The sequence below is a fragment of the Sphingomonas aurantiaca genome (assembly GCF_003050705.1).
Classification (GTDB): domain Bacteria; phylum Pseudomonadota; class Alphaproteobacteria; order Sphingomonadales; family Sphingomonadaceae; genus Sphingomonas; species Sphingomonas aurantiaca.
The window spans coordinates 1,062,968-1,078,121 of sequence record NZ_QAOG01000001.1 but is presented as its reverse complement, the minus strand read 5'-3'; the positions used below and the strand labels follow the sequence as shown (position 1 = coordinate 1,078,121).

16 protein-coding genes and 2 riboswitches are annotated in these 15,154 nt (G+C 66.9%); of the genes, 11 read left to right on the top strand and 5 right to left on the bottom strand.

Translation table 11 applies throughout. The features are described from left to right. Window positions 1-99: 99 nt before the first annotated feature. The 3 genes from gcvH to C8J26_RS04995 all read right to left on the bottom strand — a co-directional run bounded on the left by gcvH (window position 100) and on the right by C8J26_RS04995 (window position 2,887). On the bottom strand, window positions 100-471 hold the full coding sequence (gene gcvH / locus C8J26_RS05005; protein ID WP_055872811.1) for a glycine cleavage system protein GcvH: 372 nt from the start codon (window positions 469-471) through the stop codon (window positions 100-102). A gap of 1 nt (window position 472) precedes the next feature. Continuing rightward, on the bottom strand, window positions 473-1,720 hold the full coding sequence (gene gcvT / locus C8J26_RS05000; protein ID WP_107956912.1) for a glycine cleavage system aminomethyltransferase GcvT: 1,248 nt from the start codon (window positions 1,718-1,720) through the stop codon (window positions 473-475). 46 nt (window positions 1,721-1,766) lie between these two features. Next, window positions 1,767-1,871, bottom strand: a riboswitch (glycine riboswitch). A gap of 1 nt (window position 1,872) precedes the next feature. Beyond that, a riboswitch (glycine riboswitch) is annotated at window positions 1,873-1,991 on the bottom strand. Between the two features lie 242 nt (window positions 1,992-2,233). Next, on the bottom strand, window positions 2,234-2,887 hold the full coding sequence (locus tag C8J26_RS04995; protein ID WP_234422683.1) for a hypothetical protein: 654 nt from the start codon (window positions 2,885-2,887) through the stop codon (window positions 2,234-2,236). A gap of 122 nt (window positions 2,888-3,009) precedes the next feature. On the opposite strand from C8J26_RS04995, the gene ispH reads away from it, so the two are divergent. The 3 genes from ispH to rnhA are packed head-to-tail and all read left to right on the top strand — an operon-like array spanning window position 3,010 to window position 5,379. After that, on the top strand, window positions 3,010-3,966 hold the full coding sequence (gene ispH / locus C8J26_RS04990; protein WP_107956911.1) for a 4-hydroxy-3-methylbut-2-enyl diphosphate reductase: 957 nt from the start codon (window positions 3,010-3,012) through the stop codon (window positions 3,964-3,966). Window position 3,967: 1 nt separating this feature from the next. After that, window positions 3,968-4,918, top strand: a complete 951-nt coding sequence (gene thrB, locus C8J26_RS04985) for a homoserine kinase (protein ID WP_107956910.1) — start codon at window positions 3,968-3,970, stop codon at window positions 4,916-4,918. Further along, window positions 4,915-5,379, top strand: coding sequence for a ribonuclease HI (gene rnhA / locus C8J26_RS04980; RefSeq protein WP_056411539.1), 465 nt, complete (start codon window positions 4,915-4,917; stop codon window positions 5,377-5,379). The genes thrB and rnhA overlap by 4 nt, the downstream gene beginning before the upstream one ends. Before the next feature lie 57 nt (window positions 5,380-5,436). Here rnhA and C8J26_RS04975 read toward each other — a convergent pair whose 3' ends face one another. After that, on the bottom strand, window positions 5,437-6,534 hold the full coding sequence (locus tag C8J26_RS04975) for an NAD(P)/FAD-dependent oxidoreductase (RefSeq protein WP_107956909.1): 1,098 nt from the start codon (window positions 6,532-6,534) through the stop codon (window positions 5,437-5,439). Further along, window positions 6,534-7,550 (bottom strand): alpha/beta fold hydrolase, encoded by a 1,017-nt coding sequence (locus C8J26_RS04970; RefSeq protein WP_107956908.1) that lies wholly within the window; start codon window positions 7,548-7,550, stop codon window positions 6,534-6,536. Before C8J26_RS04970 ends, C8J26_RS04975 begins: the two co-directional genes overlap by 1 nt. A gap of 46 nt (window positions 7,551-7,596) precedes the next feature. Here C8J26_RS04970 and C8J26_RS04965 point away from each other — a divergent pair, with 46 nt between their 5' ends. The 8 genes from C8J26_RS04965 to C8J26_RS04930 are packed head-to-tail and all read left to right on the top strand — an operon-like array spanning window position 7,597 to window position 15,131. Then, on the top strand, window positions 7,597-8,046 hold the full coding sequence (locus C8J26_RS04965) for an A24 family peptidase (RefSeq protein ID WP_416354495.1): 450 nt from the start codon (window positions 7,597-7,599) through the stop codon (window positions 8,044-8,046). Window positions 8,047-8,092: 46 nt separating this feature from the next. Then, complete coding sequence (gene cpaB / locus C8J26_RS04960) at window positions 8,093-9,136, top strand: Flp pilus assembly protein CpaB (RefSeq protein ID WP_056411542.1); 1,044 nt, start codon at window positions 8,093-8,095, stop codon at window positions 9,134-9,136. Between the two features lies 1 nt (window position 9,137). Beyond that, the gene (locus C8J26_RS04955) at window positions 9,138-10,709 is read left to right on the top strand and encodes a type II and III secretion system protein family protein (protein ID WP_107956907.1); all 1,572 of its coding nucleotides are present in this window, start codon (window positions 9,138-9,140) and stop codon (window positions 10,707-10,709) included. Window positions 10,710-10,757: 48 nt separating this feature from the next. Further along, window positions 10,758-11,399 carry a CpaD family pilus assembly protein gene (locus tag C8J26_RS04950; protein ID WP_107957083.1) on the top strand — a complete coding sequence of 214 codons (642 nt, stop codon included), beginning with the start codon at window positions 10,758-10,760 and terminating at the stop codon, window positions 11,397-11,399. Continuing rightward, window positions 11,399-12,682: a P-loop NTPase gene (locus C8J26_RS04945; protein WP_107956906.1), complete on the top strand. Its 1,284-nt coding sequence runs from the start codon at window positions 11,399-11,401 to the stop codon at window positions 12,680-12,682. The genes C8J26_RS04950 and C8J26_RS04945 overlap by 1 nt, the downstream gene beginning before the upstream one ends. A 40-nt stretch (window positions 12,683-12,722) precedes the next feature. After that, a complete protein-coding gene (locus C8J26_RS04940; RefSeq protein ID WP_107956905.1) occupies window positions 12,723-13,694 on the top strand; it encodes a type II secretion system F family protein in 972 nt (323 codons plus the stop codon). Window positions 13,695-13,705: 11 nt separating this feature from the next. Beyond that, complete coding sequence (locus C8J26_RS04935) at window positions 13,706-14,698, top strand: type II secretion system F family protein (protein WP_107956904.1); 993 nt, start codon at window positions 13,706-13,708, stop codon at window positions 14,696-14,698. Between the two features lie 52 nt (window positions 14,699-14,750). Then, window positions 14,751-15,131: a hypothetical protein gene (locus tag C8J26_RS04930; protein ID WP_107956903.1), complete on the top strand. Its 381-nt coding sequence runs from the start codon at window positions 14,751-14,753 to the stop codon at window positions 15,129-15,131. Window positions 15,132-15,154 lie beyond the last annotated feature (23 nt).

The following is a 15,154-nucleotide window of genomic DNA, read 5'->3' as shown; positions in this document are numbered from 1 at the left end:
CCTCCCGTTCACGGGAGGGGTCGGGGGGAGGGAATGAGACGGGGAGCGACTGGACCAGCCCCTCCCCCGCCCCCTCCCGCAAGCGGGAGGGGAGTTAGCTTAAAGCCCTTCGACGAAGGCCGCGTACGCAGCTTCGTCCATCAGGCTGTCGAGCTCGCTCGGATCGCTGAGCGTCAGCTTGAAGAACCAGCCCGCGGCTTCGGCGTCCGAATTCACCAGGCTCGAATCGTCGGCGAGCGCGGCATTGCCCTCGATGACGGTGCCCGACACCGGCGAATAGACGTCCGAGGCGGCCTTGACCGATTCGACGACCGCGGCATCGGCGCCCTTGGTCAGCTGCTTGCCGGCCTCAGGAACCTCAACGAACACGACGTCGCCGAGCTGGCTCTGCGCGTATTCGGAAATGCCGACTGTGCCGACATCACCGTCGACATCGACCCATTCATGATCTTGCGTGAAGAAACGGCTCATATCACTTGGCTCCTGCGCGGACGTAGCGGTGGGGAATGAAGGGCATCGCGGTGACGGTCGCGGTATGGACCTTGCCGCGCTGTGCGATTTCGATGCGGGTGCCCGGCGTCGCCAGCGCGAGCGGCACATAGGCCATCGCGATCGGCTTCCCGAGCGTCGGCGCGAAGCCGCCGCTGGTGAGGCGGCCGATCGGCGCGCCGGTGTCGTCGATCACCTCGGACCCTTCGCGCGCGGGCTGGCGGCCCTCGACGATCAGGCCGACCCGCTTGGTGGCAGGACCATGCTCGCGCTGGGTGAGGATACGCTCGGCGCCGGGGAAATCGGCGGCCTCACGGCGGCGCTTGGACAGCGCGAACCCGAGGTCCGCCATCACCGGCGTGGTCTCGGGATCGAGGTCGTGGCCGTAAAGCGGCAAACCGGCTTCGAGACGCAGCGAATCGCGCGCGCCAAGGCCGATCGGCTTGATCTCGGGCAGCGCGAGCAGCGCGTCGGCAAAGGCGACGGCGTGTTCGGCGGGAAGCGATATCTCGACGCCGTCCTCGCCGGTATAGCCCGATCGGCTGATCCAAAGCGGCACCTCGTTCCAGTGGAACGCGCGCGCGGTCATAAACACGAGGCGGTCGATGCCGGGAACGATCCGCGCGACCGCCGCGACCGCCTTGGGGCCCTGCACCGCGAGCAGCGCCTGGTCCTCGAGGATGTTGATCGTGACGTCGTCGGGCAGATGCTCGATGAGATAGCTGACATCGTCGTACTTGGTCGCGCCGTTGACGACGACGTAGAAGCTGCCGCTCGCGGTCGGCGACGGGTGGAGCGGGTCGTACGCCTCGGGCTCGATGTCCTGCGCCGAGAAGGGCGAGGGCTGATCGTCGGGCAGGCGCGTGGCCATCAGGTCGTCGAGGATGCCGCCGTCCTGCGCGAGCAGCATCGAGTAGCGCATCTTGCCCTCACCGAGCCCGGCGATGTCGCCCGGCAGCACGGTTTCGAGCGCATGCGCGACGCCCTCGCCCGAGAAGACGAGTTGCCCCATGTGGCTGACGTCGAACAGGCCGGCCGAGTCGCGCGTCCAGGCGTGTTCGGCCATGATGCCGTCATACTGGATCGGCATCTGATAGCCGGCGAACTCGACCATCCGCGCGCCCTGTGCGCGGTGCCACGCGTCGAGCGGCAACGGCAGCACCTCGGGCTCGACGTAATCGTCGGCCTGGTCGATGATGCTGGCATAGTCTCGAATGTCGGCGTCGCTCATGTCGGTCTCCGTCGAAGGGGCGCGCGGCACCCTGTGGTGCTGCGATCCAACCCCCTCTGTCACGGAACCTGAGAGCTTTCACCGCCTGATTGGCGGCTTACCCCTTCGGTGGCCCTCGGCGCGAACGCCAGGACGCTTTCCAGAGTGTCGATCAGCCCCGCGCGGTCTCTGGTGCCTGAGAGATTCCGGGGTGGTTGCTCCTTCGGCGGCCCCCTGCCCTTCTAAAGGCCAGTCCTTGAAGGACCAGGAAACGCTCTCCCGCGCGGTGCCATGCCGGTTGCCCGACATCGACGCGCCAAGCTCTGACGCGCCGCACAATCTTAGTCAATCGGGGGTTTCGCGTGCTGCGAAGATAAACCGGATCGAAGCAAAGCTAACACTACAACCGTCATTCCCGCGAAGGCGGGAATCCAGACTGGCTGCCGTCAATGCGTATCGCCAACGGCTGAGGATATGGATCCCCGCCTTCGCGGGGATGACGGTGAACAGGACATATCACCGCCTAGCTGCGTATCAGCGCGTGGCGTTGTACTTGAGCTGGTCGTCGGTGAGCTGGAAGCCGACCAGCGCTTCGAAGCTGGCGCGCAACACCGCCTGGCGGACTTCGGGGGTGCTCAGCGGATCGACGGCTGCGTCCTGATCGCCGGCCTTGCGCTTGCGCGTCAGCTTCTCGCGGACGTCATCGGGCAGCGTTGCGGCCGAACGCGCAACCGTGGCCGACGCCGTTGCAGACGCGGATGCCAGCGCCTGCCCTGCATCGAAGTGCAACGCGACGCGGCCGATGCGCTTGGCGACGACGGCGCTGCCGCCGCGGACGACGGTAATGAAGTAAGGGAGCGTAACGTCGCGCGCGCCCTCGGTACGATTGCGCCGCGCGCGAATGTCGAAGGTGACGCTGGTGACGACCTGGTCAGTCGCGTCGGCGCAGGTCGAGCGGACATTGGTCATCAGCGCGGCGACGTCGATCGCGGACTGCTCGCGGCTGCCGGCCGGATCGAACAGCGTGATGTCGCCGGTCGCCGCGGGAATCGCGACGGGCGGGCAGACCGAACGCACCGCAGAGATGCCGCCGGTTGCATCGACTTCGCCCTTGCCGGCGCATCCGCCGAGCAGAGTGGCGCCGAGAATTACAGCAATGGCCGATACGGCTGGGATAGGGGCTTTCACGGCGACGCTTACCTTCTCGAACGAGCGAAAGGGCCACCGCGTGTCGCAAGCGGCCCCTGTCGCGGCGCACCATAGGAACCGGCTATCGTCCAGGCAAGCAATCGCGTAGAGGCTGGCGCATCATGAGCCCAAACGACAAGCCGCCGCTCGAACTGTTGATCGCAGCACCCCGAGGCTTTTGCGCGGGGGTCGACCGCGCCATCCGGATCGTCGAACTGGCGATCGAGAAGCATGGCGCGCCGGTCTATGTCCGCCACGAGATCGTCCACAACAAGTTCGTCGTCGACACGCTGAAGGCACAGGGCGCGATCTTCGTCGAGGAACTCGACGAGGTGCCCGATGGCGCGCCGGTCGTGTTCTCCGCGCACGGCGTGCCCAAGTCGGTGCCGCTGGATGCGCAGAATCGCGGTCTCGAATATCTCGACGCCACCTGTCCGCTGGTGTCGAAGGTCCACCGCCAGGCCGAGCGGCTGGTGGCGCAGGGACGGCATATCGTGTTCATCGGCCATGCCGGGCATCCCGAGGTGATCGGCACGTTCGGGCAGGTTCCAGAAGGCGCGATGTCGCTGATCGAGACGGTCGACAATGCCGAGGTGTTCGCCCCCGCCGATCCGGCCAACCTCGCCTTCCTGACGCAGACCACGCTGTCGGTGGACGATACCGCCGCCGTCGTCGCGACGTTGCAGCGCCGCTTTCCGCAGATGCTGCCGCCGCGCGGCGAGGACATCTGCTACGCGACGTCGAACCGCCAGACCGCGGTGAAGGCGATCGCGCACAGTGTCGACGCGGTGCTGGTGATCGGCGCGCCCAACTCGTCCAACTCGGTCCGCCTCGTCGAGGTCGCCGAGCGCGAAGGGACGCCGGCGATGCTGATCCAGCGCGCGAGCGAACTTGACTGGAATTTTCTGGCCGGCGTCGGCACGCTGGGCATCACGGCCGGCGCATCGGCCCCCGAGCTGCTGGTGCGCGAACTCGTCGACCGGTTGTCCGAGCGCTTCACGGTCACCGAGCGCGAAGTCGAGACGAACCGCGAGACGATCGCGTTCAAGCTGCCGCGCGGGCTGGAGGCGGCCGCCTAGCATGGCGGTCTATACGCAGGTTTCGGCCGAGGCGCTGGGCGCCTTTCTCGCGCGCTATGATCACGGCGAACTTCTGTCCGCCAAGGGCATCGCTGAGGGGGTCCAGAACAGCAACTACCTCGTCGAGACGACCGCCGACCGGTTCATCCTGACGCTGTACGAGGAGCGCACGTCGACCGAAGACCTGCCGTTCTTCCTCGACATGCTCGATCATCTGGCGAGCGACGGCAATCCGGTGCCGCGCGCGCTGCCCGACCGGGACGGGGTCGCGATCCAGCAGCTGGCAGGGCGATCGGCGTGCCTGATAGAGTTCCTGACCGGTGTGTCGGTGTCGCATCCCACCGCCGCGCAAGCCTATGCCGCCGGTGCGGCAATGGGTCATATGCACACCAGCCTTGCCGGCTTTGCGCAGACCCGCGCCAACCCGCTCGGGGCGGATACGTGGCAGCCGTTCCTCGCGCGATGCGGGCGCGCTATCGATTCGATCGAGCCGGGGCTGTTCGACCGGACCGAGGCCGCGCTGGCATCGGTGCTGGCGCAGTGGCCGCGCGACCTGCCGATAGCAGCGATTCATTCGGATCTTTTTCCCGACAACGTGCTGATGCTCGGCGACCGGGTGACCGGCGTGATCGACTTTTATTTCGCGTGCACCGACATCCGCGCCTACGACTTGGCGGTGATGCACACGTCCTGGGCATTCGACGGCAATGGCGAGAATTATAATGCGGCGATCGGCAAGGCGCTGATCGATGGCTATGCCGGCCAGTTCGCGCTGTCCGACGCCGAGCGCGGGGCGCTGCCGATCCTCGCGCGGGGCGCGTGCCTCCGGTTCCTGCTGACGCGGGCGTGGGACTGGCTCAATACGCCGGCGGATGCGCTGGTGACGCGGAAGGATCCGCTGGCCTATTGGCGGCGGCTCGAGGCGTATCTCAAGGACGATCTGTTTGCATGACTGACGAAGCTGCCGTTTCCATCACCAAGGTCGAGATCTTCACCGACGGTGCCTGCAAGGGCAATCCGGGCCCCGGCGGCTGGGGCGCGGTGATCCGGATGGGCGCGCACGAGAAGGAATTGTCGGGTGGCGAGTCGCCGACGACGAACAACCGGATGGAGATGACCGCGGCGATCGAGGCGCTCAACGCGCTGACCCGGCCGTGCGCGGTAACGCTGTACACCGACAGCAAATATGTGATGGACGGCCTGACCAAGTGGGTGAAAGGCTGGCAGCGCAACGGCTGGAAGACCGCTGACAAGAAGCCGGTGAAGAACGCCGAACTGTGGCACGCGCTGCTCGCCGCGGTCGCGCGGCACAGAATCGAATGGCAATGGGTCAAGGGCCATGCCGGCCACCCGGAAAACGAGCGCGCCGACAAGCTGGCAAGCGACGCCGCGGTGGCGGCCGGCCGGCGGTAAGCGCGGCTAGCCGGTGGATTTTTGGGAATTGCGGCAGGGCGCGCCGCTACTTGCCGATCAGGTGAACCGACCCGGCGCGTAGCGGTCGGCGTCGATCCCCGCGACGACCGGGTCGGGGTTGCTGCCCAGCAGCAGAGCGGCGGCGAGCAACGCTGCGGCGGGCGCGGTCTGGATACCGAACCCTCCCTGCCCCGCAGCCCAGAAGAATCCGGGTACGTCGCGGCCAAAGCCGTAGACCGGGAGGCGATCAGGCGCGAACGTGCGCAACCCCGCCCAGCGGCGCTCGACCGCGGCGACCTGCCAGTCGACGGCCTGCTCGAATTGGTCGATTGCGATCGCGACGTCGATCTCTTCCGGCGCCGCATCGCAGGGGTCGGTCGGCGTCTCGTCATGTGGGCTTAGCCACAAACGGCCGCCGGGCTCGGGCTTGAAGTAAAATCGCCCGGCAATGTCGGCGACGTGCGGTAGGGTGTCGGGTGCACCCGGATTGGTACGCAGCTGGACCATCGTCCGGCGATAGGCCTGCAGCCCGAGCGGTCTCGCACCTGCGCGGATCGCCACACTGTCCGCCCACGCCCCGGCGGCGTTGACGAGGATGCGTGCGCGCGCCGTTCCCGCCTGCGTGGCGATCGTCCAGATACTGTCTGCGCGGGTCGCATCCTGGAATGCGGCATCGGTGACGAACACGGCGCCGGCGCGGCGGGCGGTCGCGATGGACCCCGCGTGGAGCGCGGCGACGTCGATATAGGCGCAACTCGGCTCCTGCACGCCGAGGACCCAGTCGCTGCGCAGACCGGGGATGAACGCGGCCGGGTCGACCCGGTCGAGGACCACGGCGCTGTCGGCGAACGCCGCCAGGAACGCATCGATCGCCGCCCCGTCCTCCGCACGACCGATATGCAGCGATCCGAGCGGCGCCAGATGCCCCCCGGCCTCGAGCAGCGGACCCGATGCGGTGGTCAGTGGCTGGATATCGGGGCCGCCATAGGTCTCCGACCAGAACGCCGCGGACCGCCCGGTGGCATGATAGCCGGGCGCCGCCTCCGCCTCGAGAACCAGGACGCGCGCGTTCGAGCCCAGCGCCGCAGCGAGGCTAGCCCCGGCCATCCCCGCACCGACGATCACCACGTCGTAGATCGGGTCGAATACGGACATCACGCGCGGACTGGCACGACGGCAGCTAGGAAGGAATCGATCGCAGCCAGCGCCCGATTGCGCACACCATTCGCCTCGCGAAGGATCTCATGTGCCGATTCGCGGCCGAACCGGACGATCTGCGCATCGGGCAATCGCACGCCGAGTCGCAAGGCTGCGCGGGGTTCGACCAGCTTGTCGGCGTCCGCGATCAGCATCAGTATTGGCGTTTTGATGGTTTCGATACGTGGATCTACCGCAAGTTCGGCGGCGGCAGCGAAGCCGTGTGCCAGCCATGTCCAGCTTGGCGGGCCGAGGCGGAGCGCGGGGTTCTGCTCTTGCCACCAGCCTTCGTCGTCGTAGCGCGACCTGTCGTGAGTCAGCAGGGTCTGGCGCGACGCGATCGAACCGGGACGTTCGTTGCTACGCCATGCGCCGCGCGCGGGATTGCCGTGCGCCGCCATCCACCGGGCCGCACGGCCGGCAATCCCGGCGCCGACCGGCGACTTCAACCCGATCATCGGGGCGACGAGGATCGCGGCATCGGCGTCGATCGCGCGGGCGGCGAGCGCACGCATGACCATCATGCCGCCCATCGAGTGGCCCAGCACGACGTGCGGCTGACCGTCGCCGTCGCCCTCCGCGCGCCAGTCCACCCAGAAGGCCGCGAGATCGCGGTCGTACACGGTATAATCGTCGACATGGCCGATATGCGGATCGGCGGAGAGACGCCCCGAGCCGCCCTGCCCGCGCCAGTCGAATGCGGTGACCGACCATCCTCGGGCGTGGAGATGCGCGAACGTCTCCAGATACTTCTCGACGCTGTCGCCGCGCCCGGTCTGGAACAGGATGCGGCCCCGCCGCGCCGGTGCCGGCCAGTCGAAGCGGCGCAGTTTCCAGCCATCGGAAGCGGTCCAATAGCCGATACGCGCATCGGCCGGGATCGCACGCCGAACGGTGGCGGCATCGCCACGCTGCGTAACGTGCGGGTTGCCGGGCGAATAATCGCGCGGGACGGTTACTTTTTCGAAAGCCATCTTCGTTAGGGCCTAGCCGATGGGGTGGAACATTGCTCTTCCAATTTTGATTTTCGCGCTTGGCGGCCTGCTGGTGTCCGCCGGCATCGAGGATGCACGAACGCGCGAGATCGCCAACTGGAAAAACGCCGCGGTCGCGCTGCTGGCGCCGCTCTGGTGGTATGCCAACGGGCTCGACATCTGGCCGGACATGGCGCTGCAGCTCGGCGTCGCGCTGGCGGTGTTCGCGGTGTTCCTGCTGGTATTCCATTTCGGGCTGATGGGCGGCGGTGACGTCAAGCTGATCGTCGCGCTCGCGCTGTGGCTGCCGTTTCCGGCGTATCTGTCGATGCTGATGGTCATGTCGATCGCAGGCGGTGTCGTCACGATCGTCATGATGGCCGAGCGCATCATAAAGAAAACGTCGGCGACCATCGAAGTCCCGTACGGCGTGGCCATAGCATTCGCCGGGCTGCTGGCGCTGCGCGAACCACTCCTTAATCAGTTTCAGTCATGATTAACGTCGAAGTGAAATCCCGGCGCCCGAAAGGCACGAACTAGTCATGGATAGTCGCAAGATCATATTGCTGGTAGGCGCGCTGATTGTCGCAGGCCTTACGGCATTCTTTGCCAGAACGCTGATCGCCGGCAGCTCTGCCCCGCAAGCTGGTGCCGTTGCGATGGCAGCACCGGTGATCGACGGTCCCGAAGTGCTCGTCGCGACGCGCTCGCTGCCGGTCGGCACGATCCTCGACGCCACCGCGCTGAAGTTCCAGCCCTGGCCAAAGGAACTGGTCGACAATGCCTATTACCTGCGCGACAAGACCAACCTCCAGTCGCTGCAGGGCACCGTGGTGCGCAGCAACATCACCGCCGGTCAGCCAGTGACGCAGGGTTCGCTCGTCAAGCCGGGCGACCGCGGCTTCCTCGCCGCCGCGCTCGGGCCCGGCATGCGTGCGGTCACCGTGCCCGTCTCGGCGCAGGCGGCGGTCGCAGGTTTCGTGTTTCCCGGCGACCGGATCGATCTGGTCCTGACTCAAACCGTCGCAGGCGGTGGCGAAGGCCAGCCGCTCAAGGTGTCCGAAACCATCATGCGCAATATCCGCGTGCTCGCCACCGACCAGCGCACCGACAATCTCGTCGGCGAGGACGGCAAGACGCAGGTCCGCACCTTCTCGAACGTGACGATCGAGGCGACGCCGAAAATGGCCGAACAGGTCGCCGTGGCGCAGACGCTCGGTTCGCTGTCCTTGTCGCTGCGCTCGATCGCCGACAATTCCGCCGAGCTCGAAGAAGCGATCGCATCGGGTGCGGTGAAAGTGCCCGAGGGCAACGACCCCAAGGCGGAAAAGGCGATGATGGTCCGGCTCGCGAGCCAGCCTTCGGCGGGTGCATCGAGCTACCAGACCGGGGCCGACGTGTCGCGCTACCAGCGCAGCACGATCCCCGGCAAGCCGGTCGGCGGCGATGGCCCGGCGATGCAGGGCGTGCCCATCATGCAGTCCGGTGGTGGCGGCGGGGGCGGCACGCCCGCGATCCAGGGCCCGGTGGTCCGGGTTGCACGTGGCACCGCGATGACCGTGGTTCCAGTCGGGGGGAAGAACTGACATGCGTATTGCGAAGACCCCGCTGGGATGGCCGCTGGCCGTCGCCCTGGCCGCCGCGAGTGCCGCCCCGTCCGTTCCTGCACTGGCGCAACGCCGCGGCGCGGCGACCGCACCCGCAGGCGCGCCGGTCGTCCAGCTCAACACCGGCCGCGGGCGGTTGGTAACGCTGGCCCAGCCGATGACCGACCTGTTCGTCGCCGACGACTCGATCGCCGACGTCCAGGTGCGGTCACCGACCCAGCTCTATGTGTTCGGCAAGAAGACCGGCGAGACGACGATCTCGGCAACCGCCAAGGGCGGCGCGGTCGTCTATGCGGCCACCGTCCGCGTCGGCAACAACCTCGACTCGGTGCAGCAGATGCTCGCACTCGCGATGCCCGAGGCACAGGTCGTCGCCACGCCGATGAACGGGCTCATCCTGCTGACCGGAACAGTGCTCGCCCCCGAGGACGCGGCCGAGGCCGAACGGCTCGTCCAGGCATTCGTCGGTGATTCGACCAAGGTGCTGTCGCGCCTTAAAACCGCGACGCCGCTGCAGGTGAACCTCCAGGTGCGCGTCGCCGAGGTCAGCCGCAGCTTCGTCAAGAACATCGGCGTCAACCTGCTGACGCAGGATCGCGGTGGCTCAGGCATCCTGTTCGGCAGCACGTCGGGGTCGCCGGGCACGATCACCTATGATGCGACGACGGGATTGAAGACGTCGACCTACACCAAGGGTGCGCAGCGCACGACGCTGGGGCTCGCGGGCAACCTGCTCGGGCTGGATTTCCTCGCGGCGATCGATCTCGGCGAGACGACCGGCCAGGTGACGACGCTGGCAAACCCGAATCTGACCGCGCTGTCGGGCGAAACGGGGACGTTCTTGGCGGGTGGCGAGGTTCCGATCCCGCTCGCGCAGGCGCTCGGCACCGTGTCGGTCGAGTATAAGCAATATGGCATCAGCCTGGCCTATACGCCGACGGTGCTGTCGGATGGCCGCATCTCGCTGCGCGTCCGCCCCGAAGTGTCGCAGCTCGATTATTCGAACGCGGTAACACTGAGCGGCACGCGAGTCCCCGGGCTGACGACCCGGCGTACCGAGACGACGGTCGAACTCGGGTCGGGCCAGAGCATGATGATCAGCGGCCTGCTCTCGAACAGCCACAATAATTCCTACGACAAGACGCCGGGGCTCTCGAGCCTGCCGATCATCGGCGCGCTGTTCCGATCCAACGCGTTCCAGCGCAACGAGACCGAGCTGGTCATCGTCATCACCCCGTATCTGGTGAAGCCGGTCAACAGTTCGCGCGACATCGCGCTGCCGACCGACGGCGCGCGCGCGCCGAGCGATCTCGACCGCGTGCTGCTGGGAACGCTCAGCGCGAGCAGCGGTGGCAAGCGGCCGGTGCCGACGGTCGCCCCCGCGCGCTATGCGGCGCCGTCGGTCGGGGCCGCGGCGCCGGTGATGCCGGTACCGCGCGGCGATACCCGCCGCACCGAGGACTCGACCATCCCGGCGGATACCGCGGCGGCGGCGAACAGGCGCGCCAAGGCCAAGCCCGGTGCCCTGCCCGCCCCCGGCTTTTCGAACTGACCGGGACGCACTGACATGAGCCTGCGCCCCACGCACCAAGGATATCCGATGAGCAAGCCCTCGATCCTAGCGTCCCTGCTGCCCGCCTTGCTGCTCGCCGTGCCGCTGGCCGGCTGCATGGGTACAGAGAATCGCGGCCTCGAATCGGTGCATCAACCGGTCGTCAGCCGATCCGATTATGCGCTCGATCTCGGGCTGTCCGGCGGCGAGCTTGCCCAGGGCGAACAGGAGCGGTTGGCCGGCTGGATGACGACGATGCATCTCGGCTATGGCGACCGCGTGGCGATCGACGATCCTGCCGCGGAAGGGTATCGCGCGCGTACCGATGTCGCCGCGGTCGTCGCGCGCTATGGCCTGCTGCTGAGCGCCGATGCACCGGTGACGCCAGCGCCGGTGACGCCAGGCACGATCCGCGTGGTGGTCAGCCGGATGCGCGCGGACGTGCCGCGCTGCCCCGACTGGTCGCGCAATTCGTCGGATGATTTCGCGGCGAACACCTCGTCCAACTATGGCTGCGCGATCAACCGCAACCTGGCGGCGATGATCGCGAACCCTGCCGACCTGGTCCGCGGCGCCCCCGGCACCGAAACAACCGATGCCGCTCTGTCGTACAAGGCGATCGACACCTATCGCAAAAAGGCGCCGACCGGTGCCGGTGGGCTCAGCGCCAGCAGCACGGGAGGGAAGTGATGAACGCACCCTGGAAGCCCGGCGGCATCGCACAGCGCGAACCCTTTACCGCCTATGTCTGCGACGAGACTACCGCCGAGGCACTGCGCCCGGTCGCGAGCGAACTCGGCTGGGCGGTCGAGAAGATCCACAAGGGCGGGCTGCGCAACGCGATCCAGTCGCTGTCGGTCTCCGCCTCGCCGCAGATCCTGTTCGTCGATCTCGCCGAATCGGGTGACCCGCTGAACGACATCAACGCACTCGCCGAAGTGTGCGAGCCGGGGACCGTCGTGATCGCGGCCGGTCAGGTGAACGACGTCCGGCTGTACCGTGACCTCGTGTCGAGCGGGATCCAGGATTATCTCCTCAAGCCGCTGCACGCGGACATGCTCCGCGAGGCGTTCGGCCATGCGCAGGCGCTGCTGAACGCGCCCAAGCATGTCGAGATCTCGACCGACCGGCCGCATTGCTCGGTCGCGGTGATCGGTACGCGCGGCGGCGTCGGTGCCTCGACGGTCGCGACGTCGCTCGCCTGGCTGCTGGCGGACAAGGAAAAGCGCGCCACCGCGTTGCTCGACCTCGACGTCCATTTCGGGACGGGCGCGCTCAGCCTCGATCTCGAGCCCGGTCGCGGTCTGACCGATGCGATCGACAATCCTAGCCGGATCGACGGGCTGTTCATCGAACGCGCGATGGTCAAGGCGTCGGAGAAGCTGTCGGTCCTGTCGGCCGAGGCGCCGATCAACGCGCCGCTCGTCACCGATGGCTCGGCCTTCTACCAGTTGCAGGAAGAGATGCGCGCGGCGTTCGAATGCACCGTCGTCGATCTGCCGCGGGCGATGCTGATCCAGCATCCGCAGCTCGTCAGCGACGTCCAGCTGGCGGTGATCGTGACCGAACTGACGCTCGCCTCCGCCCGCGACACGATCCGGATCCTGTCGTGGATGAAGACGAACGCGCCGCAGACCGAGCTGTTCGTGCTCGCCAACAAGATGCACGCCGGCGGCCAGCTCGAGATCAGCCGCAAGGATTTCGAGGGCTCGATCGAGCGCAAGATCGATTATCTCGTGCCGTTCGACCAGAAGCTCGCCGCGCAGGCCGCCAAGCTCGGCAAACCGATCGTCGAGGTCGGCAAGACGTCGAAGACGATCGCGCCGATCACCGCGCTCGCGACCGCGATCGCCTCCGCCGTGCCCGACGGTGCGACCGACGGTGCCAAGTCGAAGGGCAAGTCGCTGATCGGCAAGTTCGGTGACCTGAAGGGATTGATTCCCAAGCGCACGCCCAAGGCAAAAGCGAAATGAGCCGCGGTCCGATCCTCTCGAGCGGAAGGCGATAGGCGCGATGGAGATGATGCCGTTCGTGCTGGTCATCGTCGGCGCGTCGATCGTGCTCGCGATGGTCGCGCTCGCGTTTTCGGGCCCGTCCGCCGGCCGCGCGCAGTCGCGACGGATCGCGGCATTGCGCGACCGTCACGGCGATGCGCTGGTGGTCGCCGAGGCGCAGCTGCGCCGGATCTCGATGAACCGCGATACCCGGATGGATCTCGCCTTCACGCGGATCCTGCCCAATCCGGTCCAGCTCGCCAAGAGGCTCGCGATGACCGGCAAGACCTGGACGGTCGGCCAATATGGGCTGGCGACCGCGGGGATCGCGCTGGTCGTCGCGGCGCTGATGCTGCTCAAGGGACTGCCGATTTTGCTCGCGCTGCTGTTCGGCGTGTTCGTCGGCGTCGGGTTGCCGCATTTCTTGGTCGGCAAGACGATTGGTCGGCGGGTCGGGAGGTTCACCGCCAAGTTCCCCGATGCGATCGATCTGCTGGTACGCGGGCTGCGCTCGGGTCTGCCGATCAGCGAGACGATTGGCGTCGTCGGCCATGAGATTGACGGCCCGGTCGGCGAGGAGTTTCGCGCGGTCAGCGACAAGATGAAGATCGGCCGGACGATGGATGCCGCGCTGCAGGAGACCGCGGACCGGCTGGGTACGCCCGAGTTCCAGTTCTTCGTGATCACGATCGCGATCCAGCGCGAGACCGGCGGCAACCTGGCAGAAACGCTGGCCAACCTGTCCAACGTGCTGCGGCTGCGCGGCCAGATGAAGCTGAAGATCAAGGCGATGTCGTCGGAATCGAAGGCCTCGGCCTACATCATCGGCGCGCTGCCGTTCATCGTGTTCGCGATGATCTGGGTGATCAACGGCACGTACATGCAGAAGTTCTTCATCGACGAGCGGCTGATGGTGCTCGGCATGGGCGGGATGGTGTGGATGGGAATCGGCGCCTTCATCATGTCCAAGATGATCAGCTTCGAGATTTAAGGGCCAAGAAGATGGGCACGACCGCCGGACCTACCATTCTCGGGATCGACGTCCTGCTGGTCGCGACGATCCTGTCGGGCGTCGCCGCGTTCGCGGTGATGGTCGCGATCTACGCCGCCACCACCGTCAGCGATCCGATGACCAAGCGCGTCAAGGCGCTGAACGATCGCCGCGAACAGCTGAAGGCGGGCATCACCGCCTCGACCAAGCGCCGCGCCAAGCTCGTCCAGCGCAACGACACCGCCGACAAGATGCGCGGCATGCTGTCGTCGATGAAGATGCTGCAGGACAGCCAGGTCAAGGCGGTCCAGCTGAAACTGATGCAGGCGGGCATCCGATCGAAGGAATGGGCGCCCGCGGTGATTTTCGGCCGGCTGGTGCTGCCGATCGTGCTGGGTGGCGCGATGCTGTACTGGGTGTACGGCACCGACGGCTTTGCGACCTGGGGCCCGCTGAAGAAATACGGGCTTGTCGCGATGACGTTCATCCTGAGCTACAAGGCGCCCGACCTCTTTCTCGACAACAAGATCAAGAAGCGCTCGGACGCGATCCGCAAGGGGTTGCCCGACGCACTCGATCTGCTCGTGATCTGCGCGGAAGCGGGGCTGACCGTCGACGCCGCGTTCCACCGGGTCGCGCGCGAGCTCAGCCGCGCCTATCCCGAGCTCGGCGAGGAGTTCACGCTGACCGCGATCGAGCTGGGGTTCCTGACCGATCGGCGGACCGCGTTCGAGAATCTGGCGATGCGCGTGAAGCTGGACGCGGTGAAGGGCGTCGTCACGACGATGATCCAGACCGAGAAATACGGCACGCCGCTGGCATCGGCGCTGCGCGTACTGTCGGGCGAATTCCGCAACGAGCGGATGATGCGCGCCGAGGAAAAGGCCGCGCGGCTGCCCGCGATCATGACGATCCCGCTGATCCTGTTCATCCTGCCGGTGCTGTTCGTCGTCATCCTCGGGCCGGCGGCGTGTTCGATCTCCGATGCGCTGATCAAGACCTAAGCAACCGCAGCGCGGGCGGATCGTTGAGCTGCCGTAACAGGAGGGTTTTACGATGCCGTTGTTTTCCACACCTACGCAGTTCGCGGCGCTTGCGCTGGTCTTTGTTGCCGGCTGGCTGTTCGGACTGGCGAGCCATCCGGGGGGCAAGAAGTGGAAAGCGCGGTATCTGGCCGAGCGTGACGCACACGGGGCTGCTAAGAAGGATTCGGACCTGAGGGCGGTTGCTGCGGAGAAGCGGGCGACTGAGGCTGAGCATGAGAATGCACGGCTGGTGAAGGCGGCTTCGGCGGCGCCGGTTGCGGCGCCGGTGGTCGAGCGTCGGCCGGTTGTCGATACGGTTGCGCGGTCTGAGGCTCGGCCGGCTTATGCGCGGCCGGCGTATCGGGCCGATGGGACCAAGCGTGGCTGGTTCGATTTCGACCAGCGTCGGTAAGGGTCGGGAGCGGGGGTGAGGTT